Source organism: Rouxiella chamberiensis (assembly GCF_026967475.1).
Lineage (GTDB): Bacteria > Pseudomonadota > Gammaproteobacteria > Enterobacterales > Enterobacteriaceae > Rouxiella > Rouxiella chamberiensis.
The window spans coordinates 3,343,007-3,366,799 of record NZ_CP114058.1; the positions used below are offsets into that span (position 1 = coordinate 3,343,007).

The 23,793-nt window shown below is 54.0% G+C and carries 16 protein-coding genes and 7 pseudogenes; 9 read left to right on the plus strand and 14 right to left on the minus strand.

Annotated features, from left to right (window positions below; all coding sequences use genetic code 11):
- Window positions 1-181: 181 nt before the first annotated feature.
- A pseudogene (locus O1V66_RS15495) lies at window positions 182-1,055 on the minus strand (helix-turn-helix domain-containing protein).
- 184 nt (window positions 1,056-1,239) lie between these two features.
- Here O1V66_RS15495 and O1V66_RS15500 point away from each other — a divergent pair.
- Complete coding sequence (locus O1V66_RS15500; protein WP_045048292.1) at window positions 1,240-2,142, plus strand: DMT family transporter; 903 nt, start codon at window positions 1,240-1,242, stop codon at window positions 2,140-2,142.
- 2 nt (window positions 2,143-2,144) lie between these two features.
- Here O1V66_RS15500 and O1V66_RS15505 read toward each other — a convergent pair whose 3' ends face one another.
- Window positions 2,145-3,116, minus strand: a complete 972-nt coding sequence (locus O1V66_RS15505) for a LysR substrate-binding domain-containing protein (protein WP_045048596.1) — start codon at window positions 3,114-3,116, stop codon at window positions 2,145-2,147.
- Window positions 3,117-3,190: 74 nt separating this feature from the next.
- Here O1V66_RS15505 and O1V66_RS15510 point away from each other — a divergent pair, with 74 nt between their 5' ends.
- Window positions 3,191-4,099 (plus strand): carbon-nitrogen hydrolase family protein, encoded by a 909-nt coding sequence (locus O1V66_RS15510; protein WP_269127898.1) that lies wholly within the window; start codon window positions 3,191-3,193, stop codon window positions 4,097-4,099.
- An 83-nt stretch (window positions 4,100-4,182) separates the two neighbouring features.
- Here O1V66_RS15510 and O1V66_RS15515 read toward each other — a convergent pair whose 3' ends face one another.
- Window positions 4,183-4,929, minus strand: coding sequence for an SDR family oxidoreductase (locus O1V66_RS15515; RefSeq protein ID WP_045048290.1), 747 nt, complete (start codon window positions 4,927-4,929; stop codon window positions 4,183-4,185).
- 129 nt (window positions 4,930-5,058) lie between these two features.
- On the opposite strand from O1V66_RS15515, the gene O1V66_RS15520 reads away from it, so the two are divergent.
- Both O1V66_RS15520 and O1V66_RS15525 read left to right on the plus strand, forming a co-directional pair.
- Window positions 5,059-5,955, plus strand: coding sequence for a LysR family transcriptional regulator (locus tag O1V66_RS15520; protein ID WP_045048289.1), 897 nt, complete (start codon window positions 5,059-5,061; stop codon window positions 5,953-5,955).
- A gap of 71 nt (window positions 5,956-6,026) precedes the next feature.
- Entirely contained in the window at window positions 6,027-6,524 is a 498-nt protein-coding gene (locus O1V66_RS15525) for a hypothetical protein (RefSeq protein ID WP_045048288.1), read from the plus strand.
- Window positions 6,525-6,560: 36 nt separating this feature from the next.
- Here O1V66_RS15525 and zapE read toward each other — a convergent pair whose 3' ends face one another.
- Both zapE and O1V66_RS15535 read right to left on the minus strand, forming a co-directional pair.
- Window positions 6,561-7,610, minus strand: a complete 1,050-nt coding sequence (zapE, locus tag O1V66_RS15530) for a cell division protein ZapE (protein ID WP_045048287.1) — start codon at window positions 7,608-7,610, stop codon at window positions 6,561-6,563.
- 189 nt (window positions 7,611-7,799) lie between these two features.
- Window positions 7,800-8,351, minus strand: a complete 552-nt coding sequence (locus tag O1V66_RS15535) for a single-stranded DNA-binding protein (protein WP_045048286.1) — start codon at window positions 8,349-8,351, stop codon at window positions 7,800-7,802.
- Window positions 8,352-8,670: 319 nt separating this feature from the next.
- Here O1V66_RS15535 and uvrA point away from each other — a divergent pair, with 319 nt between their 5' ends.
- Entirely contained in the window at window positions 8,671-11,526 is a 2,856-nt protein-coding gene (gene uvrA, locus O1V66_RS15540; RefSeq protein ID WP_045048285.1) for an excinuclease ABC subunit UvrA, read from the plus strand.
- Window positions 11,527-11,605: 79 nt separating this feature from the next.
- Here the strand turns inward: uvrA and O1V66_RS21935 are convergent.
- The 3 genes and pseudogenes from O1V66_RS21935 to O1V66_RS15555 form a co-directional block, all read right to left on the minus strand.
- Window positions 11,606-12,297, minus strand: a pseudogene (locus tag O1V66_RS21935) (RraA family protein).
- Window positions 12,298-12,314: 17 nt separating this feature from the next.
- Window positions 12,315-13,827 (minus strand): annotated as a pseudogene (locus tag O1V66_RS15550) (sialate:H+ symport family MFS transporter).
- Window positions 13,828-14,027: 200 nt separating this feature from the next.
- Window positions 14,028-14,933 (minus strand): LysR family transcriptional regulator, encoded by a 906-nt coding sequence (locus O1V66_RS15555; RefSeq protein WP_045048282.1) that lies wholly within the window; start codon window positions 14,931-14,933, stop codon window positions 14,028-14,030.
- A gap of 99 nt (window positions 14,934-15,032) precedes the next feature.
- Between O1V66_RS15555 and O1V66_RS15560 the strand changes: the two genes are divergently transcribed.
- Both O1V66_RS15560 and O1V66_RS15565 read left to right on the plus strand, forming a co-directional pair.
- Entirely contained in the window at window positions 15,033-15,656 is a 624-nt protein-coding gene (locus O1V66_RS15560; RefSeq protein WP_045048281.1) for a glutathione S-transferase family protein, read from the plus strand.
- A 9-nt stretch (window positions 15,657-15,665) separates the two neighbouring features.
- Window positions 15,666-16,577 (plus strand): pyridoxamine 5'-phosphate oxidase family protein, encoded by a 912-nt coding sequence (locus O1V66_RS15565; protein WP_045048280.1) that lies wholly within the window; start codon window positions 15,666-15,668, stop codon window positions 16,575-16,577.
- 7 nt (window positions 16,578-16,584) lie between these two features.
- On the opposite strand, the gene O1V66_RS15570 is transcribed toward O1V66_RS15565, so the two are convergent.
- Together O1V66_RS15570 and O1V66_RS15575 are read right to left on the minus strand one after the other, a co-directional pair.
- Entirely contained in the window at window positions 16,585-16,938 is a 354-nt protein-coding gene (locus tag O1V66_RS15570) for an MmcQ/YjbR family DNA-binding protein (RefSeq protein WP_045048279.1), read from the minus strand.
- Between the two features lie 432 nt (window positions 16,939-17,370).
- Window positions 17,371-17,790, minus strand: a complete 420-nt coding sequence (locus O1V66_RS15575) for a secondary thiamine-phosphate synthase enzyme YjbQ (protein ID WP_045048278.1) — start codon at window positions 17,788-17,790, stop codon at window positions 17,371-17,373.
- Between the two features lie 82 nt (window positions 17,791-17,872).
- Between O1V66_RS15575 and acuR the strand changes: the two are divergent.
- Together acuR and acuI are read left to right on the plus strand one after the other, a co-directional pair.
- A pseudogene (gene acuR / locus O1V66_RS15580) lies at window positions 17,873-18,554 on the plus strand (acrylate utilization transcriptional regulator AcuR).
- Window positions 18,547-19,528, plus strand: a pseudogene (acuI, locus tag O1V66_RS15585) (acrylyl-CoA reductase (NADPH)). Before acuR ends, acuI begins: the two co-directional pseudogenes overlap by 8 nt.
- Before the next feature lie 133 nt (window positions 19,529-19,661).
- On the opposite strand, the gene O1V66_RS15590 reads toward acuI, so the two are convergent.
- The 4 genes and pseudogenes from O1V66_RS15590 to alr all read right to left on the minus strand — a co-directional run bounded on the left by O1V66_RS15590 (window position 19,662) and on the right by alr (window position 23,732).
- Complete coding sequence (locus tag O1V66_RS15590) at window positions 19,662-20,855, minus strand: amino acid aminotransferase (RefSeq protein ID WP_045048275.1); 1,194 nt, start codon at window positions 20,853-20,855, stop codon at window positions 19,662-19,664.
- A 209-nt stretch (window positions 20,856-21,064) separates the two neighbouring features.
- A pseudogene (locus O1V66_RS15595) lies at window positions 21,065-21,686 on the minus strand (YitT family protein).
- Window positions 21,687-21,976: 290 nt separating this feature from the next.
- Window positions 21,977-22,447, minus strand: coding sequence for an Lrp/AsnC family transcriptional regulator (locus O1V66_RS15600; RefSeq protein WP_045048273.1), 471 nt, complete (start codon window positions 22,445-22,447; stop codon window positions 21,977-21,979).
- Window positions 22,448-22,651: 204 nt separating this feature from the next.
- A pseudogene (alr, locus tag O1V66_RS15605) lies at window positions 22,652-23,732 on the minus strand (alanine racemase).
- Between the last annotated feature and the right edge of the window lie 61 nt (window positions 23,733-23,793).

The following is a 23,793-nucleotide window of genomic DNA, read 5'->3' on the forward strand; positions in this document are numbered from 1 at the left end:
GATCCTGCGCTGTTGCCACCTTTAAGACGGCCTAATGAGTCCAGTTTATCGTAGTCAAACCCCACTGCATACTTTCCAAGCAGAGATCTTTTGACATTAAGATAAACCGATAGGCATTGCTGAATAAGGAGAGGATAACAGGCTGAGGTTTCGGGGGAAAACCGGATGTCCGTGCTGAAGGTCAGCGGCTCTGGCGAAGGGTCGAGGGCGCGACGCCCCGCAGGGATTTAAAGCGGTTGCTGAAGTGACTGGGAGAGCTGAAACCGCAGTCGAGTGCGATGGTGGTAATATCCAGATTGCTGTTTCGCAACAAATTTTCGGCCCGAATCAGGCGTGCATTCATGACATATTGATGCGGAGCCACGCCCATCGACTGCTTGAACATCCGCGCGAAATGAAATTCGCTTAATTCGGCCACGGCGGCCAGCTCGCAAAGCTGCAAGGAAGAAGACAGATTACTGTGAATCGCCTCTTTCACCCGATTTAAAACGGTCGGCGACAGGCCGCCACGCAACGTCGGCAATGCCCATTGGAGTTGGGTGTAATGCCGCGCCAGATGGGTCACCAGGAGGTGAGTCGCCGTACTCAGCATCAGTCGATTGCTGTTTTCCTGCCACTGACAGCTCAGCAAAAAGTGGCGATAAAGCTGGGTAATCTGCGCATCTTCCCGGAAAACCTGTTCATCGACCAGAATAGACGCCGGACTGCGATCCCATGTCTGTTCTATCACCTGTCGCAAATGCGCGTCGGTACAATATAAATGCACGAAAGAGAGATCGCCGCGGACATCCCAGCTTGAGACGTTATGTTTCGGCATCAGGCAAAAACGATCCGGCCCGCCCCCGTTTCGCCAGCCCGATTGCGTTTTGTGATAACACTCGTAGCCGTCGGCGATGTAAAGACTCAGGGTGTGGTGATCGGGGTCTTCCTGCGTCACGGTATCGTTCTTGGTTCGACCAGGCCGCCAATTGCATACCCGAGCCAAGCTGCACGCTGTCATGCAAGACAGCCTGATGCTTTTTCAGCGTTTCAAAGGCCTGGTAGCGATGGGGCATGGCGTACTCTCCCGATTAACGAATAGCGTTAGTGTAATGTTTAGCAGGGGTCGAGCGCGAGCGCGCACGCCGTGTCGGGGATAAAAAAGCGCAAGAATGTGCAACTGTCCGCAAGTTGATGCAGGCGAAGTCAACGGGCAAAGGGAATAATCGCCGCAGATTCCCTTTTCAGCCAGGACACGCCATGAACGCGCTTCTTTATATTTCCGTCATTCTTATCTGGGGCACCACCTGGTTTGCCATCTATCTCCAGCAGGGCGAGGTGGCGGCCACCGTTTCAATTTTCTACCGCTTCCTGCTGGCTTCCCTGTTGATGCTGGTCGTCCTGCTTGCCACGCGCCGCCTGCGAAAACTGGCCATGAAAGATCACCTCTTCTGCATGGCACAGGGCTGCTGCGTATTTGCCTTTAATTTCTACTGTTTCTACCATGCTGCGGCCTATATCAGCAGCGGGCTGGAATCGGTCATTTTTTCGATGTCGGTCCTGTTCAACGCCTTCAACGGTAGGCTGTTTTTCCGCCAGAAACTGTCTCCGGCGCTGCTTCCCGCCTCCTTTCTCGGGCTGGCAGGCATTGTGACGCTGTTCTGGCACGACTTGAGCGCCACTCACCTTGCACCGGAACTGCTCAAAGGCATCGGCCTGAGTCTTCTCGGCACCTACGGCTTCTCGCTCGGCAATATGATAAGCACTCGTCACAAGCAGCACGGGCTGGACGTCGTGAGCACCAACACTTACGCGATGGGCTATGGCGCGGCCGTGATGGCCCTGCTCAGTCTGGCTCAGGGGGCATCGTTCGCCATCGAATGGACCGCCGCCTATACCGGATCGCTGGTGTATCTGGCGGTGTTTGGATCGGTTATCGGGTTCGGCATCTATTTCAGTCTGGTAGGCCGCATCGGTGCCAGCCAGGCCGCCTACAGTACCTTGCTGTTTCCGCTGGTGGCACTGACCGTCTCAACTTTTTATGAAGGCTATCAATGGCATACCAATGCCGTCATCGGCCTGATCCTTATCTTTATGGGCAATCTGGTGATGTTCTACCGTCCGCGCTGGCTGACTCAGCGTCAAAAACCCGCCACCGCCTGATATCACACACCGCGCTCATGCGATCCTTGTTGCCAATCGAAATCGGCGAGGATCGCAGCGATCGTCTGCTTCATGTTAACCACCGCCGGATCCCGCAGCGCATCGCGTCGCCAGCCCAGATTTATGCCGTAGGCGGGCATGGCGACAGGGGGCTGAATCAGCCGCAAAGGATGGTATTTCGCCAGTGTGCGCGCGGCGTGCAGCGGGATTGTCGCCAGCGCATCACTGTCGAGCAGTAAATAAGGCAGCGCAGAAAAATGGGTGGTCGAGGCGCGAACGGTGCGTTTTAATCCCTGTGGAATCAACACTTCATCCACCATTCCCACAAAGCCACCCGATGACACCAGCAGATGCTGGCGTTTCAGGAAAGCTTCCAGGGTCAGCCGCTGCCCGGCGTCGATTTCATCGGCATCGAGCGGCTGGCGTGCATCCAGAAGACAGGCGTAACGCCCCTCTCCCAGCGTCTCGCTGCCGATGGCCGCCGACGTGAAACCGCCCGAGGCTATCGCCAAATCGACCTCGCGATTCATCAGCATGTCGCCCACGATGCGGCTGTGCGTCTGACGAAACACGATGCGCAGACCGGGCATCTCGTGCTCGAGCTTGTCGATAAACTGTTTGCCGAGCGCAAGTTCGAAATCGTCCGACAGCCCAAGGCTTAGCGATCGTCCCGCATAACCCGCCCGCGCGCCCGTCACCCATTGCAGGCTTTGCCGACACTTGTCCAGCGCCTCGCTCACCAGCGGTTTCAGCTCGTTGGCACGCAGCGTAGGCGACAACCCCCGCCCCGTGCGGACAAACAGATGGTCGCCATAAAGACGACGCAAGCGCCCCAGCGCAGCACTCACCGCCGACTGGGTCAAGCCGAGACGCACCGCCGCACGGCTGGCGCTGCCCTCTTCATGCAGCGCTTCCAGCACTTTCAACAGGTTGAGGTCGATGGCCTCGATATTAACGCTATCAATATCAGTCATAAATGAATGGGCATGGATTAATGTCGGAATTTGACCAGAATAGAAATTCACCTTCCTCGAGTCGAGATAATTTTATGCCCACGTCTATCGTCGCCGCCTTGCAAATCGGTTCCGCCCCGCAGGGGAAAGCCGCAACACTTGAAACTATTTTGTCATGGGAACAAGAGATTACCGCTTCCGGCGCAGCCCTGGTGGTGATGCCCGAAGCGCTGCTCGGGGGTTATCCCAAAGGGTCGATTTTCGGCACGCGGCTGGGTTATCGACTCCCGGAAGGTCGTGAAGAGTTCGCCCGCTATGTCGACAATGCCATTATCGTTCCCGGTGAAGAGACAGAGGCTCTGTCCGGGTTATCAACGCGTACCGGAGCCAGTCTGGTGATTGGCGTTATCGAACGCAGCGGCTCGACCCTTTACTGCACCTCGCTGTTTATCGAGCCGGAGAAAGGCGTGGTCGCCAGGCACCGCAAGCTGATGCCGACCGGAACGGAGCGGCTGATCTGGGGACAGGGCGATGGCTCGACGCTGCCCGTCATCGATGCCAGGGCGGGCCGTCTCGCAAGCGCCATCTGCTGGGAAAATCACATGCCGCTGCTGCGCATGGCGATGTACGGCAAGGGCGTGGAAATCTGGTGCGCGCCTACGGTCGACGAGCGCGATATCTGGCAATGTTCGATGCGCCACATCGCGCATGAAGGCCGGATGTTTGTAGTCAGCGCCTGTCAGTATCAGCCTTCCCCTGCGCAGCAAGGCACGGTCGTTAAACATTGGGACGATGAAAGACCGCTGATAAACGGCGGCTCGGTGATTGTCGGCCCGCTCGGCGATGTGCTGGCGGGTCCTCTAAAAGGTGAAATCGGCCTGCTGGTCGCCGAAATCAATACCGACGATCTCGTGGGTGCGCGCTACGACTTTGATCCTGTTGGCCACTATGCCCGTCCCGATATTTTCCGTCTGCACGTCGATGAGCGCACAAAAAGAATGTGAGCTATCTTGGGGATTAAAGGAGACAGGCAGTAAAGCGCCCAGGTCTACCCTGCAGAGGGCAGAGACGAGGGCCTGCCGAGACCTTAAACTATCCCGCCATTCACGCGTAAAATCTGGCCGTTGACCCACGCGCCGTCCGGGCCGGCAAGGAAGGCGACAGTCGCGGCGATATCCTGCGGTTCGCCCAGCCTTTCCAGCGGGGCGAGTCTTGCGATATGTTCCACCCACTGCGGCGACTTTCCGTCGAGGAAAAGATCGGTGGCCGTCGGCCCCGGCGCAATCACGTTGACCGTAATATTGCGGCCACGCATTTCGTTGGTAAAGACTTTGCTCATGGCTTCGACCGCGGCCTTGGTGGCGGCATAAATACTGTATGACGGCTGGTAAAGGCCCACCACACTGCTGGAAAAATTGATCACCCTGCCGCCGCTGCGCAGCCTTTTTCCCGCTTCACGCAACGTGTTGAACGTGCCTTTAAGATTGATATCCATATGTTTATCGAAGGCGTTATCGTCCGTATCAACCAGCGGAGCAAGCGTCATGATGCCCGCATTGTTGACCAGCACATCGATGCCACCAAATGCCTGCTCGGCGTCGTCGAATAACGTGCGTACCGATGCCGCATCACTGACATCTGCCTGCGCGGCGATGGCCCGTCCGCCTGCCTGTTCAATTTTACTTATCAGGGCTTGCGCTTCGTCGGCGCTGCGCACGTAGTTGATGATGACGACGAAGCCGTCTTTCGCCAAACGTTGGGCAATCGCCGCGCCGATACCGCGTGAACCGCCGGTGACCAATGCCACTTTTTGTGCAGATGATTGAGCTGTCATAGGTGAATCCTCGTAAGGGGTAATCGTTTAATCAAGATTGATGATGAAATCATGCCTGATTGACGCTTTCGAATAATCCCCTACTATTCGTTATCACTATCCGAAAAAAACGAACAAAAAAGGTCGCCGATGGACAAACTCGACAGTATGAAGCTGTTTACGCGCGTGGTTGAGTTACGCAGCTTCACGCAGGCGGCGGAAAGTCTGCATCTCAAACGTTCTACAGCTACCGACGCCATCAAGCAGCTGGAAACACGTCTCAATGTCAGGCTGCTGCAACGCACGACACGCTTAGTCAGACCCACACTCGACGGCGAAGCCTACTATCAGCGCTGCCTGCGGATTCTGGCCGAGGTGGAAGATGCCGAAATGGCGTTCGCCGATGCCAGGCCAAAGGGGCTGCTGCGTATCGACGTCAACCCGGCGCTGGCACGCCATTTTATCTTCCCCGGTGTGGCGCGGTTTTTAGCAATGTATCCCGACATTGAACTGGCTATCAGCGAAGGCGACCGGCTGGTGGATTTGGTGCGTGAGGGCATCGACTGCGTGATCCGCGTCGGCGAACTGCAAGACAGCGATATGGTGGCTCGTTCGCTCGGCCACTTTCAGGAAATAACCTGCGCCAGTCCTGCCTATATCGCGCAGTGGGGCCTGCCTCGCACCCTTGACGAGCTGCAAAAAAATCATCAAATGGTGGGATTCCGCTCCAGCGCCACGGGCGATATCTTGCCGCTGAATTTTATTCTCGACGGCAGGCCGCAGCGGTTGACGCTCGCCACCAGCCTGACGGTGAGCGGTTCCGAAAGCCTGAAAGAGGCGGCAAGACGCGGATTGGGGATTATTCAGGTGCCGCATTATGGCGTGGCGGACGATTTGCAAAGCGGTGCCCTGAGGCGGATTCTGGAGGATATTCCGGCGGGATCGCTGCCTGTTTCCCTGCTTTACCCGCGAAATCGTCAGCTTTCGCCAAGGGTGCGCGTTTTTATCGACTGGATGGTTAAAGCCTTTACTCTGGGCAATACTTGAGAGCGACGCCTATTGTCTGACAACGCATTGCGCGTGCAGACTTTACGAATCCCCCACCCCGTGGAGCTTGTATGACCGAAGGATCTTCAACCGTCTTTTTACACATCGGCAAGGAAGCAACGCAAGTCACTGTCGACGGCGTCCTGCATCCTCTTGCACTAGGTTCGACACTGATTTCACTGGGCTATTTCCGGCATCAACCGCCAACGCCGGACGAAATGGAAACCGCGATCATGGTCGTTGAAGACGAAGTGACGCGCCTGCGCCATGACATCACCCCGCACGCGTGTCTTCACAGCGAAGACAATGCTATTCGAGCCATTGCGCGGCTTGCAGGTATCGCCGAAGACGAGGAAATGCACCTTTCGCTGGATGCCGTCGAGCGCACGTTTGATCGTCTGGCACTGGTTATCAATGGTCGTCCCGCCACTTTCGAAGGCTTTCCCGACGACAATGACTTTGCCGCCACGCTGCTTATTCTGCGCGAGTTTATGCATCATCTACAGTTTGCGGAAATCGTGGTGAAGGGGACAAAATTCGAGTTACCCGATCCATCGCTTTCCCACTGAAAACCTGAACCTTCGAGCGAGAAAAATGGGCGCAGGTTATCCTTTTAACTGGCTCAGGCGGCTTCTGGTGCGCTGAATATCTTCCTGCACCGCGCCCGCAGTAATGGCCTCGAGTGAATGATCGCTCAGAAGAAAAAGCTGACAGTGCTGATCATAGAGTACGTCGATGACGTTGATAAAGCGCTGCTGAACGGCCGGAGATTCGTTTTGCAAAAGCGGTACGTCCTCAATTATCCAGCGGCGATAATGTTCACATAACGCCAGATAGTCCATGACTGCAGTCGGCATGGCGCATAAATCATGAAAAGAGAAATGCAGGAATTCGCCGGGCGTCGAGCGCACTTTGAGGCTACGATGCCCGACCGCCAGGGATTGCGTCTCCTTCCCGGCCATCGGCAAGCCATATTCACGCCGCTTTATAGCATTTGCAGGAGAAATAAATACGCCCTCGCAGAAGGGTGTCAGCTTATTCGCGCCGAGAAGTCGATAATCTTGGCCGCCTTCCAGCGACATGACTTTCATAGACTGTTTTATCAGATTGATGGCCGGAATAAATCGGTCGTGATAAAGCGGGTTCGACAGCAACTGATCTGGCGGATAGTTGGACGTTGCCACGAAAATAATCTCTTTTTCCACAATCAGTTCGATCAACTTTTTCACCAGCATGGCGTCGCCGACGTCGTGCAAATGCAGCTCGTCGAAACACAGTAACCGGCAATCACCCAGCTGAAGTGCCAACACTGCGTCAAGACTACGATTCGGATTGGTGGGATCGTTTAATCTTTTGTGTAGCTCACGCAGAAAGTCGTGGAAATGCACCCGGCGTTTGTTTTCTACCGGCGCGACGGCGAAAAAGCTGTCGACGATAAAGCTTTTTCCTCGACCCACTTTGCCCCAGATATACAGGCCGCGATGCGGAGCATGCGTCTTTTTGAACAGTCGAAACTGGATGGAAGAGACGGGTTTAATCAGGGCATCCAGGCTCAAGACCACCTCGCGTTGAGATTCGTCGAGCACTATCTGATTTACAGCAGCTTTTTCGGCCATCAGCTGCTGGAAACTGAACACACACTCCTTGTTGATCATCTCGCCTTTCCCGATCGCCTTCGATCTCAACGATCTTGATTAAATTATGTAAAATTTACTTTACGGTCACCATGACACCAATAAAAAAGCTTACGCCAAATTTTGACTAAAAAAACCCCGCCAAGGCGGGGTTCTATTTCTAAACTCGCAGCATGGCGGGTTCGGAACAGGAAATTTTAAACGGCTTTCTTAGAAAGGAATGTCGTCGTCAAAATCCATTGGCGGTTCGTTGCTTTGTGCAGGGGTATTGTTGTTCTGCGCCGCCGGACGTGATTGCTGACCGCCGCTGAACTGATTACCGCCCTGTGGCTGCTGAGGCTGACCCCAACCGCCCTGCTGGCCGCCCGAAGACTGACCTGCCTGGCCGCCGCCTGCAGGAGCACCGCCGCCCGCACGACCGCCCAGCATTTGCATGGTGCCGCCAACGTTGACAACGATTTCAGTGGTGTATTTTTCAACGCCAGCCTGATCGGTCCATTTACGGGTCTGCAATGCGCCTTCGATATAAACCTGAGAGCCTTTACGCAGGTATTCGCCCGCAACTTCTGCCAGCTTGCCAAACAGCACAACGCGGTGCCATTCGGTTTTCTCTTTCTGCTCGCCGGTCGCCTTGTCGCGCCAGCTTTCTGACGTTGCCAGGGTGATATTGGCAACAGCACCGCCGTTAGGCATGTAGCGGACTTCGGGATCCTGACCCAGATTCCCAACCAGAATCACTTTGTTTACGCCTCTGCTGGCCATGTCGACTCTCCTGATGAGTTAATTTTATCTAGTATAAACGATCAATTTTAGCATGGGCAGATTCTAGATAATACCTTAGATACCGATCCAGATAATGTTTACAGAGTCGACAAGCTTGCATCTTTATACTGGATATCCATTCAGGTTTTTTTGTGTCATACTTACTCGTTTCGTACTTTCTGTGCCCAATTTTCTGATTCAGATGCAGTGACTGGGGCGGATATACCCGATTCAATCGGTAAACGGGTATCCACATCCCTACGCGCATCACGGACAGTCACCGGCACGGTGAGCTTTCAAGTTATTCCGGGAATGATGAATGGATAAGATCGAAGTTCGGGGCGCACGTACCCATAATCTCAAGAATATCAACCTGATTATTCCGCGCGACAAACTGATTGTTGTCACCGGATTATCCGGATCTGGCAAGTCCTCACTCGCTTTTGACACCCTGTATGCCGAAGGGCAGCGCCGTTACGTCGAATCCCTGTCGGCCTATGCGCGCCAATTTTTATCCTTGATGGAAAAACCGGACGTCGACCACATTGAAGGATTGTCACCGGCGATTTCCATTGAACAGAAATCAACGTCACATAACCCGCGATCGACGGTCGGCACCATCACCGAGATCCACGACTACCTGCGTCTGCTATTCGCCCGCGTGGGTGAGCCGCGCTGTCCCGAACATGGTGTGCCGCTGGCGGCACAGACGGTCAGTCAGATGGTCGATAACGTGCTGTCGCAGCCTGAAGGTCAGCGCCTGATGCTGCTGGCACCTATCATTAAAGATCGTAAAGGCGAACACACCAAGACGCTGGAGAATCTGGCTGCGCAGGGGTATATCCGCGCCCGGATCGACGGCGAGGTCTGTGATCTCTCCGATCCTCCCAAGCTCGAATTGCAGAAAAAACACAGCATTGAAGTGGTCGTAGACCGTTTCAAAGTGCGCGACGATCTCGCACAGCGTCTGGCGGAGTCCTTCGAAACGGCACTGGAACTTTCCGGCGGGACTGCCGTAGTCGCCGATATGGATGACCCGAAAGCGCCCGAAATGCTGTTCTCCGCCAACTTTGCCTGTCCGGTTTGCGGCTACAGCATGCGTGAGCTTGAGCCACGCATGTTCTCGTTCAACAACCCGGCCGGCGCCTGCCCAACCTGTGACGGTCTAGGTGTACAGCAGTTCTTCGACCCTGAACGCGTGATTCAGAATCCGGAGCTGTCACTGGCCGGTGGTGCGATTCGCGGCTGGGATCGCCGTAATTTCTACTATTTCCAGATGCTGCGTTCTCTCGGCGAGCACTATAAATTCGATGTCGAATCGTCGTTTAATGACCTGAGTCAGGACGTGGTTCACGCTATTCTGCACGGTTCGGGCAAGCAGACCATCGAGTTTAAATATATCAACGATCGCGGCGACACCTCCGTGCGTCGTCACCCGTTTGAGGGCGTGCTGCATAATATGGAGCGCCGTTACAAAGAGACGGAATCCAGCGCGGTGCGTGAAGAGCTGGCGAAATATATCAGCAATCGCCCTTGCGCCTCCTGTAAAGGAACGCGTCTGCGCGAAGAAGCGCGTAACGTCTTCGTTGAAGAAACGACTCTGCCTGAAATTTCTGATTTCAGCATCGGTCATGCGATGGATTTCTTCCTCGGCATGAACCTCAGCGGTCAGCGCAAGCAGATTGCCGAAAAGATTTTGAAAGAAATCGGCGATCGTCTGCGATTCCTGGTCAATGTGGGGCTAAATTATCTGTCTCTGTCGCGTTCAGCCGAAACGCTGTCCGGCGGCGAGGCCCAGCGTATTCGTCTGGCAAGTCAGATTGGCGCGGGTCTGGTCGGCGTGATGTACGTGCTGGATGAACCTTCGATTGGTCTGCATCAGCGCGATAACGAACGTCTTCTGGAAACGCTGATTCATCTTCGCGACCTCGGAAATACCGTTATTGTGGTCGAGCATGACGAAGACGCGATTCGCGCCGCCGACCATATTATCGATATCGGTCCGGGTGCCGGTGTTCACGGCGGTGAAGTCGTGGCAGAGGGTACGGCGGAAGATATCATGGCGAAGGAAGAGTCGCTGACCGGACAGTTCCTTTCCGGAAAACGCGAAATTTCCGTCCCCGCGCAGCGCGTTCAGGCCGACGCCACCAAAGTGTTGAAACTGATGGGGGCCACGGGCAACAACCTGAAAGATGTCACACTTACGCTGCCGGTGGGCCTGTTCACCTGTATCACCGGTGTTTCCGGTTCAGGTAAATCGACGCTCATCAACGATACGCTGTTCCCGCTGGCGCAGCGTCAGCTGAATGGCGCGACCATCGCCGAAGCAGCGCCGTACCGCGACATTCAGGGTCTGGAACATTTCGATAAAGTCATTGATATCGACCAGAGCCCCATTGGCCGTACGCCGCGCTCCAACCCTGCGACCTATACCGGCATCTTTACGCCGGTGCGTGAACTCTTTGCCGGTGTGCCGGAATCGCGTTCGCGAGGTTATACGCCGGGTCGCTTCAGCTTCAACGTGAAAGGCGGTCGTTGCGAAGCCTGTCAGGGTGACGGCGTTATCAAGGTTGAGATGCACTTCCTGCCCGATATCTACGTGCCTTGCGATCATTGCAAAGGCAAGCGCTACAACCGTGAAACGCTTGAAATCAAGTACAAGGGCAAGAGCATTCACGAAACGCTGGACATGACTATCGAAGAGGCTCGCGAATTCTTCGACGCGGTTCCTGCGCTGGCTCGCAAACTGCAAACCCTTATCGACGTGGGCCTGTCCTACATTCGTCTGGGTCAGTCGGCGACCACCCTGTCCGGCGGTGAGGCGCAGCGTGTGAAACTGGCGCGCGAGCTGTCGAAACGGGGTACGGGCCAGACGCTGTATATTCTCGATGAGCCGACCACCGGTCTGCACTTCGCCGATATTCAGCAGCTGCTTGAGGTTCTGCACCAACTGCGTGATCAGGGCAATACCATCGTGGTTATCGAACACAACCTCGACGTTATCAAGACGGCCGACTGGATTGTCGATTTAGGTCCCGAAGGCGGTCAGGGCGGCGGTCAGATTCTGGTTTCCGGAACCCCTGAAACCGTTGCCGAATGCAAAGAGTCGCACACGGCGCGCTTCCTGAAGCCGCTGCTCGAGCGACATACGCACAAGGTCAAGAAAACGGCCTGACAGCGTATTCATCCTGCCTAAAGTAAAAAAGCGAGTCTTCGGACTCGCTTTTTTTATCTCCGGCAATCACGGCTGTCAGTTAATAGAGGCTGTCGATAACCTGAACCCCTTTTTGTTTCAATGTCTCGTCAATCCAGCCCCTTGGCGGTTCTCCCGTTTGCGCCAACCGGAAATTCTGATTATCGATGATTAAGTAAGCCTGTGCAGCAGCCAGAATCTCTGCCGCATCCTGACGGGGAATAATGATGACGCCGTCTGCGTCACCCAGCACGATATCGCCTGGCGACACATGAATCTTTCCGCAGGCTATCGGCACATTGATCTCCCCGGACCATCCTTGAAAGGCCCGCCCGGCGTATGTCCTGCGGCATACATATGAAAATCCATTTTCGAAATACCCTCGATATCTCGAATAGGCGCATCCAATACGATGCCTTCAATGCCTCGATGACGTGAATACGTGGTCATGACTTCACCCATCAGCGACTGACTGCGGTCCCCTTCGTTGGACAAAATAATAATGTCGTTTTTGCCCGCCATATCGATGGCTTTGTGCAGCATCAGATTATCACCGGAACGCGATTTCACCGTCAGGGCCAGGCCGCACATTACGGGCCGTGAAGGATTACTCATTAATTTTATGTCACTGGAAAGCGCAGGCAGCCTGCTCATACAATCCGCGACCACAGCGGCCGGCAGTTCACGGAATGCTTCCAGATATTGCGCGGCTTCCAGATTTCTTTTCAGGAAAATACGGTTTCCGATAGTCATGGCAACTCCTGTTATATTCAGTCTCGTTTGAGAGAATCAGCTAATATCTGAGGTTCATGAGGATTATCTTTAGTGAAGGCCCCCGTGAGAGGCGTGCCGTCGACCGCATCGTAATAACGCAAGGCTTCGGGCTTTATCCACCGCTGAACACGGGAAGGCATATCAAAACCGATAAGCAGAATGACCACGAACGTCAGTGTGAACGACAGACCGCCGAGCGCGGTGCCCAGTGAATAGTTGCTGGCGATAAATGCCCCTAATACCGGTGCCAGCGCGCCACCCAATGACCCGATGTTATAAATGAAGCCAAGATTGGCCGCGCGTTCATCGATATCAAAATACCCGCTGATCATTTTTGCCAGTAATCCCCCAACGCCCTGACTAAACAGTTGTTGCAGGAATATCAGCACGCAGAGCAGCCAGACATGGGTATCTGTCAGGGTGAAGACCGGTATGATGAGCACCTGTGCGGCGAGTAAACTGATGACATAGGTTTTTCGTGTGCCCAGCCAGTCTCCTGCAATCCCTGCCACGCAACATCCCAATCCCATCCCGAAGCGACTGAATGAAAAGACCAGCGCGACAATTTCAGGGGAATAATGCATATCGGTTTTGAGATAGGTAGGCAGCAGCGCGTGAATCGGCCAGCCATACAAGAAAACGCAGAGTATGATGACCGTGAGCATAATACTCGTCGGCCATCTTTGCCCGCCACTTTGTCTAAGAAAACTAATAAAAACAAATGCAATAAATATTGTCAGCAATGCCATTATCCAAAAGGCCGTTGGATGGCTAAAACAAAAATAGAGCGCTATCGAGGCAATAATAGAGAGGGACACATTAATGAAATTAACTTTTTGACTGCCACTGCGATAAAGAATATCCACCATCGTTTTAACGGGTTGTTTATTTGCCCGGCGATTATTTTCCCATTCTTCTGCCTCTGGAATGGCACGCCTTAGCCAGAGCGCATAAAAGACGGGAATAATGCCGATATAGAAGAGTGAACGCCATCCGAATGTCGGAACGATAGCGCTATAGGCGACCACCGATAAAATGGCGCCTGCCGAAAATCCCGAATTAAGAAAAGCACTAGCCTTATTACGCATATCTTTGGGCCAGGTTTCGATAACATATGCAGAGCTTGTTCCGTATTCGCCCGCCATGCCAACTCCGACGACAATCCTTGCAATAAACATCACGCTATAATTGGGTGCCATACCACAGGCAAGCGGTTCCGCCGGCAAATAATAAAATGCTGGTAATCATTGCGCTTTTACGCCCAAATCTATCGCCCATTGCCCCCAAGGCCAATCCACCAAACCAGCGCAGAATAAATGCCGCCGAAATTAACGCCGCTCCTTCGAGCGTGGTTAAATGAAACTCAGCCATTATTTCCGTGAGCACCAGAGTAATAATGACAAAATCAAACCCATCCAGTAAATAACCCATCCATGCGGCCCAGAATGCCTTCCATTGCGCTCGAGTCACACGGCGATACCATGGCAGGAGAACAATTTCATTATTCATAGTTAACCCTTTTTCACGTCATGCAATTGAGGTAATAAAAAACAAGCGTAGGGTGCCCCGCCTAATAAATTAGGCTTCGTTTTATAAATTCGTGAATATGTTGACGGGAGTGAGCTTAGGTTATTTTTGCAGCAATGAAATGTGATGAATATCACCCTACCGGGTGTTACGGAATAATGTTACCTATTCTTTGATACGAGTCATTTTCCTTTCAGGCATTGAATTTCCGGTAGTTGAGTTAATCTTTCACGGGCGAAATCCCAAAAGGCTCTGACTTTCAGCGGCATACGCTGAATATTTTGCACCACCAGTTGAACCGGCAGCGGGAGGGGTTCGTAAGCAGGCAATAAACGCTGCAAGGTGCCGTCGGCCAAATCCTCCGCCACCTGATAAGACAGAAAGCGGGCAATGCCCTTGCCTGCGAGTACAGCAAGACGGCGCGTCTCGACATCGTTGAATAACAGATGCGGTGCCAACCTGATTCGCGGCCCTTCCTCGTGCGCTCCAAATCGCCATTCGTTAAACGTGTCGTAGGTACTGAGAATCGTTTGGTGATGCGCCAGTTCGGCGGGATGCTGAATAACCTCATAATCAGCCAGATAATCGGGGCTGGCGACCATCACGAGGTGAACTTCACCCAGCCTTCTTGCCACCTTGGAGGAGTCTTCGAGATGACCAATGCGCACCGCAATATCGACACCCTGCTCGATCAACTCAAGATTGCGATCGTTTAAATTAAGCTCGATCTGGATCTCGGGATGCAACGTCTGGAACTCCATCACCAACGGGGCAACGTGCCGACGCCCAAAGAGGACGGGTGCCGTGATACGCAGCAATCCTCGAAGCTGAGTCTCGGCGGTATCCTGCACTGCATCGTGATAATGGCTCAGCACGACGGCGGCGCGTTCGGCTAGACGAATTCCGGCTTCGGTCGGCGCTAATCGACGGGTTGTACGCTCCACCAGCCGCGCGCCAAAACGCTGCTCAAGCGATGCTATCGCGCGCGTTACCGCAGGTGCAGAGCGGCGCAGCCTTCGTGCCGCGCCCGACAGACTGCCCTGATTCAACACTTCCAGAAAGATAGTCAGTTCGTCCAGGCGATCCATGAATTATTCCATTGGGTGAAATTATCAATTTCAATCATCACGGATTTCATTCGCCTGTTGCAAGAGTAATCTACAGACTCATTCACAGGGAGAATCGCTATGACCACTTTAACGCTTTATGGCACGCCACTTTCAGGTCATGTTCATCGCGTGACGTTGCTGCTGCGTATGCTTGAGCTTCCACACGACTTTATCGAAGCCGGTGCGGACGTTCGCCAATCGCCGGAATTTAAAAAATTGAATCCGTGGGGGCAGATTCCGGTGTTGGTCGACGGTGAAACGGTTATCGCCGACAGCAACGCGATTCTGGTTTATCTGGTGAATACCTATGCGCCCGATACGCATTGGCTGCCGAAAAACGCGGTGGAGGCCGCGCTGACGCAGCAGTGGCTCGGCAAGGCTGCGGGCGAAATCCGTTATGGTGTGGCATCGGCCAGGCTTATCAAACAGTTCGGCACGGCTGAAGATTATGCTTCGGCGATAAACGTTGCCGGAAGATTTTTGCCGCAGCTTGAACAGCATCTTGCAGGTCGCGAATTTCTGGTCACTCCCCACGTGACTCTCGCCGATCTTGCCTGCTACACCTACGTGGCGCTGGCACCGGAAGGCGGCATTTCTCTTGATGCGTTTCCGGCCATCAAACAGTGGCTGGCGCGTATCGAAGCGCTGCCGGGTTTTATTGCCACGCCGCCCCTGCCCTTGCCCGAGCAAATCACTCTCTGAGGTGACGCCATGGACATCTTCCATCCCGATGAAAAACGTGCCCAGTCGATAGCCGGATTTATGCCTGGCACGCCGGGAATTTTTCCTGCGATGCCGCAGCAGCATCGCGATTTCTTTGCGGGACTGTCGCTGTTTTTCATCGCGACGGTAGATGCACAGGGTTGGCCGGTGGCCACGGTGCTCTGCGGGCCGCCCGGATTTATCAGTACGGTGGATAAATCCCATTTGCGGATCAATGCGCCACGTCGCGAAGACGACCCTGCGCTGGCGGCACTGAAAATAGGCAAACCGCTCGGGGCGCTGGGGCTGGATTTCTCCAATCGCCGCAGGAATCGGGTGAATGGCGACATTACCCGCATGGACAAGAATCGGCTGGAGATTGCGGTCAGGCAAAGCTTCGGCAATTGTCCGAAGTATATTCAGAGACGGGAAATGACGCCGTTCGCGCGACGACCCGGATCATGCGTTTCGCTCGACGGGCTGGATACCGGGGCGAAAGCAATGATTTTGTCTGCCGACACCTTTTTTGTCGCGACCCATGCCCACAACGAACTTGCCAGCGGCGGCGCGGATATTTCCCATCGCGGCGGCAAGCCCGGCTTCGTCAAAATCGAGGGCGATACGCTGTGGATCCCTGATTTCAGCGGCAATCGTTACATGAATACGCTCGGCAATATGCTGGCTGAACCGCGTGCTGCCTTGCTGTTTCTGGATTTTGACAGCGGCGACGTCTTGCACCTGCAAGGTCATACCTCCGTTAACTGGCAGCCAGACGACCGGCATAATGTCTTCGGAGCAGAGCGCTACTGGGGGCTGAAAATTACTCGCGCATGGCGCTTTCCGGCCATGCTGCCCTGCCGCGGCGCGTTGCTGGACTACTCTCCCGCCACGTTGTCGACCGGTGTCTGGGCAGAAAGGTAGCGACCCGTCACCCCGAAATAGCGTGACGCTTTTCTTCGGGCAGGCTGGACAGCACCAGCTGATAGGAACTGTCGATTAGCGCGTAGAATTGGGAATCCGGCAGATTTCCGTCGAGCAACACACTGTTCCAGTGCGCCTTGTTCAGGCAGTCGCAAGGGATGATTTCAGGATGTTGATGGCGGAGATTTTCCGCCGTCTGATGACTGGTTTTCAACGAAATGGCCGGATGCCCGTCGATATCGCGCAGCATGGCGAACATCACACCCGCCACCTTGACCTGGCTCGCCTGCCACGGGTTTTCTGCACTTTGGTGCGCGCCGGGCTTGGACAAACAGTAGTCCAGCAGTTGATCAGTGTTCATGTTTTTCACTCTTCCCTATGAGAATTGAAAGAGAAGTATAGCTGGACAAAAAACACTCAACTGCAAGACAGTTAACAAATCATAATCAATCTGCCGCCATTTTCGGGCAATCCCGCCAATTTGGCCGTGATTCAGGTGAATGCGCGCAGCCAACGCCGCTAGCGCACTTCGGGAGAAGCGCCAAGTAGGCCAAAGCCATGAGTGCGGTAGCAAGGCGGCAAGTTAATGAATCCCGATGAGCTGACTCACGTCAGTGATTCGGGTGAATGCGCGTAGCCAACGCCGCTACCGTGCTCAGGGGAAGGCCAAGTAGGCCAAAGCCATGAGTGCGGTAGCAAGGCGGCAAGTTAATGAATCCCGATGAGCTGACTCACGTCAGTGATTCGGGTGAATGCGCGTAGCCAACGCCGCTACCGTGCTCAGGGAGAAGGCCTATTCGCCTTGCAGAGTCACCACGAGCTTACGAGATCCCCCGTGATTGCGGTGTTCACACAGATAGATTCCCTGCCAGGTGCCGAGATTCAGGCGGCCATTGCTTATGGGGATGTTCAGGCTACAGCCCAGCAAGCTGCTTTTTAGGTGCGCGGGCATATCGTCACTGCCCTCGTAATCGTGCTGATACCACGGCTCATTCTCTTTCACCGCGCGATTGAAATAGCCTTCAAAATCCTGTCTTACGGTCGGATCGGCATTTTCGTTAATCGTTAAACCCGCCGAAGTATGCTGGATAAACACGTTACACATGCCGATTGAAAGCTGACGCATTTCCGGGAGTTGCTGGAGGATTTCATCGGTGACCAGGTGAAAACCGCGTGCGCGCTGTTTGAGTTTTAGCTCTTTCTGGAACCACATGACGTTCTCCTTTATTGATTAAGATCATTGAAAGTATAAACACATAAACTCGCCTTTTGATTTAACAAGACGGGCGGTCTATATTAATCCGATGACAATTGAAACGACAAAACCACGCCGTGGTCGCCCGCCGAAAGCCGGACGAGAGAACATTGATACCCGCGATTCGCTTATCCGAAGCGGAACCGCCGTGCTGACCGAACCAGGGCTTTGCCGCTGCGGGCATCGACGGCATCTTGCGTCAGGTTGGCGTGCCAAAAGGCTCTTTTTACTACTATTTCGAGAGTAAAGAGGCGTTTGGGCAGGCGATTATGGAAAATTATGCCCGCTTTTTTGCCCATAAGCTGGATAAGTGTCTGCTGGATGAACGTCTCTCTCCCTTGCAACGCATCGAGGCTTTTGTTGACGACGCCGTACGCGGCATGGCGAAGTATCAGTTTAGCCGCGGATGTCTGGTCGGCAACCTTGGTCAGGAAGTGGCGAACCTGCCGGCGAATTATCGTGAGCAGTTGCTGGCAATTCTAGCCGAGTGGGAACAGCGCCTGAGCCTGTGTTTACAAGCCGCGCAACGGGCCAACGAACTGGCTGCCACCGCCGACTGCGATGCCCTTGCCGCCTATTTCTGGACTGGTTGGGAAGGTGCGGTGATGCGCGCCAAGCTCAACGGCAACGCCGCGCCGCTCACTCAATTCATTCAGTTTTTCCTTGCCGGACTGCCGCGTGAGTTCCCCCATCCGTCGCCTATTGGAGTTAAAAATGTTTAAAGCCATTGTCATTGATAAAGCCAACGACCAGTATCAGACCGCCCTTAAAATGCTTGATGACAGCGACCTGCCCGCGGGTGAAGTACAGGTCGATGTGCATTATTCAACGCTGAATTATAAAGATGGATTGGCCATTACCGGCAGCGGCCCTATCGTGCGCAGTTTCCCTCTGGTTCCCGGCATCGATTTCTCGGGCATCGTCTCGAAAAGTACCCACCCTCTGTTTGCGGCAGGGGATCGCGTGCTGCTCAACGGTTGGGGATTTGGTGAAAAGGCCTGGGGCGGGTTGGCGCAAAAGGTCAGCATCGATGCGCGTTATCTTACGCCCATTCCGGCCGCCCTTAGCCTGAAAGAGAGCATGATCATTGGCACAGCGGGCTACACGGCGATGCTGGCGATTATCGCCCTCGAGAAGAATGGACTGACTCCTGAAAAAGGCCCTGTACTGGTCACCGGTGCCAACGGCGGGGTGGGCAGTTTTGCCATCGCCCTACTGTCTCGCCTGGGTTATCAGGTTGCCGCGTCGACCGGCAGGCAGAGTGAAACGGATTATTTAACCCGGCTCGGCGCCAGCGAAATTATTGATCGCCACACACTCGCCGAGGCGGGCAAGCCACTGCAAAAAGAGCGCTGGGCGGCCGCTATCGATTCCGTAGGAAGCCATACTCTGGCAAATGTCTGCGCCAGCATGAAGGAAAGCGGCGTAGTGGCAGCCTGCGGTATGGCGCAGGGGCTGGATTTTCCAGGTAGCGTCGCGCCCTTTATTTTACGAAATGTGACGTTGGCGGGGATCAACAGCGTTACGCGTTCGCCAGAAGAACCGGCAGGTCGCCTGGTCGCGTCTGTCCGAATTGGTAGATGGCGCATTGCTTGAAAGTATTAGTCAGGAAATTACGCTGGAGGAAACTATCGATGCCGCACAGCGCCTGATAAAAGGCGAGATTCGCGGACGTGTAGTAGTCAAAATCCAGTAACGCGGCCCCACGAAAAAGATAGAAAAGGCGCGACCTTGCGATCGCGCCTTGCTGTTTCCAGTGATGCTTTATGGGCGAAATTTCATTTCAATCATAGGCAAGGTGCCTCGACATCACGATTCGCCTGGGAAAGTTACTGGACCGCAGCGAATGCCGCAGCCACCTGTTCAACATTGTGATGGTTTAGACCCGCCATGCAAACACGGCCGCTGGCTATCAGGTAAACCCCAAACTCTTCACGCAGGCGATCGACCTGTGCCGCGCTAAAGCCGGTGTAGCTGAACATGCCGCGCTGTTGCAGCAGGTAGTCGAAGTTACGGCCCGGCAGTGCCTGTTTCAGGCTGTTGACCAGCGTCTGGCGCATTTCGATGATACGGGTACGCATGGTTTCAACTTCTGCCAGCCACTGGGCATTCAGCTCGGCGTTGCCCAGTACGGTGGCGACGACTTTCGCACCAAAGTTTGGCGGGCTTGAGTAGTTGCGGCGCACAGTTGCTTTAAGCTGACCCAATACGCGGCCTGCTGCTTCGCTATCTTCACATACTACGGATAGGCCGCCAACGCGCTCGCCGTACAGCGAGAAGATTTTGGAGAACGAGTTGCTGACCAGCATGTTAACGCCGGAGGCCGCCATGGCACGAATGGCGTAGGCGTCTTCTTCCATGCCTTCGCCAAAGCCCTGATAGGCGATGTCCATGAACGGAATCAGTTCACGTTGCTTGACCAGTTCAATGACCTGATCCCACTGCGACGGCGTTAAATCGGAGCCGGTCGGGTTGTGGCAGCATGGGTGCAGCAGCACGATGCTTTGCGCCGGCAGCGCCTGCAATGCTTCCATCATACCCGTGAAGTTGACACCGAGATTTTCGGCATCGAAATACGGATAGGTGTGCACCTTGAAGCCCGCACCGGAGAAGATGGCGACGTGGTTGTCCCAGGTTGGATTACTGACCCACACTTCCGAATTCGGGAAGTAGTGTTTCAGGAAGTCGGCACCTACTTTCAATGCGCCGGAGCCGCCTACCGTTTGAATGGTGGCGATGCGCTGCTGCTGCAACGCGGCGTGTTCGGCGCCGAACAGCAGAGCTTGCACACTGCTGCGGTATGGTGTCAGGCCTTCCATCGGTAGATAGACCGAGGCCGCCTGCGGCTGGGCATTCAGCAGATTTTCAGCGGCTTCGACGGCGCCAAGCTGTGGGATAATCCCTTTGTCGTCATAGTACAGACCGATGCTCAGGTTTACCTTTTTCTCTCTCGGGTCGCTCTTGAAGCTCTCCATCAGCGACAGAATCGGGTCACCGGCATAAGCATCAACATGTTGGAACACGGTATTTCTCCTTGAATTTTTCTTCTTGATCAGCGCCAGAACCGCTGTTTGCGGCTTTCTCTTGTCGAAGCACTGGTGTTTTTTACGGCAGGTTCAATGCCCACTAGACTAACAAATATCATCCAAAAAAATCACGATTAAGTTGCGATGTTGCGAGGCAAATTCCAGAACTCGCCACTTAAGGTAAATTTTGGTTTTCTACGTGCCCGTTACACCGTATAACGGCCCGGACGGTGATTCATGGCGATGATCAGATTCAGTATGAATGCGCCAAGAATGGAGGCAATCAGCATCGGAATACTGACCACAAACAGCGAAGCCAGCACGATCACGAAATCCACGCCCATTTGCAGCTTACCGGCGCGGATGCCGTATTTATCCTGTAGATAAAGCGCCAGAATGTTCATGCCGCCGAGGCTGGCCTTGTGACGGAACAGAACAATAAAGCCCATGCCCATAATCACGTTGCCAAACAGCACCGCGTAGAACGGTTCAAGATGGTCAAAGTGTATAAAGAGCGGATGGAGGCTGGTAAACAGGGAAACCAGCGCGACGGCGCTGAAAGTCTTGATGGTAAACGCCCATCCCATACGGCGAACGGCCAGCCAATGAGAACGGCAGATTGATGGTGAAGAAAACCGCGCCGAACGAGAAATGCGTCAGGTAATGAATCAGAAACGCCAGACCCGCCGTGCTGCCGGTCAGCGCGCCCGATTGGCGCAGCATCATGACGCCAAAGGAAACCATTAGCGTACCCATCAGGATAGCCAGTACGTCTTCGAGCCAGGTGTGCGCTATTTGCGGCTGGGTGAGGTTGTCGGTGTTGTCCATAGAACGGTTTGTCGCCTTAAAATGCCTGTTGCTGGTCAATATGAAACAACGCGCAGGCTATGTTTGCCCGCTGCGTCAGCGAAATTTCATAGATAATTAACGACAGGAGGTAAGAAGGCAATCGATTTCGCGCAAATCAAGCGTGTAAACCTATAAATACACTCAACTCACGCGCATCTCGAATGGGAATTGCTATTTTTATGCATTAACTCGGGAATAAATGCACCAGATTAGTGAGATTGCACCAATCTGGTTCAATGCCGTGTCGAGGTTAACGAAAGGATCGCGTACTATTCGACGGAAGATGTCAGTAATCCGTTTTCCTTGATGCGGTTTAAGACTACCGAGGTTTTAATATGGGCAACGCTTTTATGTACCGAAAGAATATGGCTGATTAGCGTGCTGAGTCCGGCAAGGTCGGCCACGGCGACTTTCAACAGATAATCGGCATCGCCCGTGGTTTTATACGCATCGATGACAGCATCGACCTGCTCCAGCATCTTATGAAAATCGCTGACGTTTTCCGGTAAATGGTTGATTAGTCTGATTTCTATTAATCCAATCATGCCCAACCCCAGCGCTTCGGGTGCTAAACGGGCATGGTAACCCAGGATCATTTGTTGCTGCTCGAGGCTGATTCTTCTGCGCGAACACTGTGAGGCAGAAAGACCCACTATTTCACTGAGTTCCTGATTGGTTAAACGCCCGTTTGCCTGCAGTAAGGTCAGAATTTTAAGATCATAATCATCAATGCTATACATAGCTGCTCACTCGCTTATAGATTTTATTGCTAAACACACTAGCAGTTTTTTCATGCGCAAAGCGTTGCTTTATTTGCTAACGATCGCTTTTTGCCATGAAAGCGCTATTTCCTGAAGACAGGTTTGCAATAATGATGCCGGGTAAGCAGACAATGACAGGTTATGGCTAAAGACAGAGGGAAGCCCAAGAGAGAATGACCCCGGCTATTCGCCGAGGTAGTGACGTGCTACGCGTGAGGTCAATGAGGTGATAAGTTCGTAGGCGCTGATACCGGTCGCTTCGGCGATGCGCTCGACAGGCAATTCAGGCCCCCAGAGAATCGCTTCATCGCCGACGCGGTCTTCGGCATCAGGTCCTAAATCGACGGAGATCATGTCCATCGATACGCGTCCGACTATCGGCACTTCACGGCCATTGATTAAGATTGGTGTGCCACTTGGGGCGCTACGTGGATAACCATCGCCGTAACCCATTGCTATAACACCTAATTTTGTATCGCGTGGGCTGGTCCAGATTCCGCCGTAACCCACGGGTTTCGCCTGCCAGATGCTGGCGTACAGCAATCAGGCTTGTAGACAAAGTCATGGAAGGACGGCAGCCAAACTGACTGGCCTGTGCGCTGCCTAAAGGTGAAACGCCATACAGGATGACGCCGGGGCGCACCAAATCGAGATGCGATGCGGGCCAAAGCAGCGTGCCGCCCGAGGCAGCGATGCTTTTCGCGCCCGGTTTACCTTGCGTAAAAGCCGCGAAACAGCGCAATTGCTGTAAGGTGTAATCACTTTCCGGCTCATCGGCACGGCTGAAATGACTCATCATATTCACTGGCTGAATAACGTTGGCACACTGTGAAAGGCGCTGATAGAAGGCATCGGCCTCTTTCGGCGCAACACCCAGCCGGTGCATACCGCTGTCGAGCTTCATCCATACTTTTAATGGCGCGGTGAGTTCGGCGGCTTCAAGCGCTTCAAGCTGCTCGATACAGTGCACTGCCGTTTCGATGCCGTGCTGCACCAGCAGCGGCAAGTCGTCTGCCGAGAAAAAGCCTTCCAGTAATAAAATAGGTTTGTGAATACCGCCTGCCCGCAATGCCAGCGCTTCGCCAAGACGGGCCACGCCATAATAATCGGCATCCTGCAAACTGTGCGCGACTTCCAGCAAACCGTGGCCATAGGCGTTGGCTTTCACCACGGCAACCACGCGACTTTGCGGCGCGACGTGCCGAATGCGTTGCAGATTATGACGCAGAGCGCCGCGATCGATGACCGCCGTTGCCGCCTTCATTCTTTGTCCTTCTCAAAGGTGTTAATCTTGATGATTAAGGTAATACGTATAAATTCCGGGC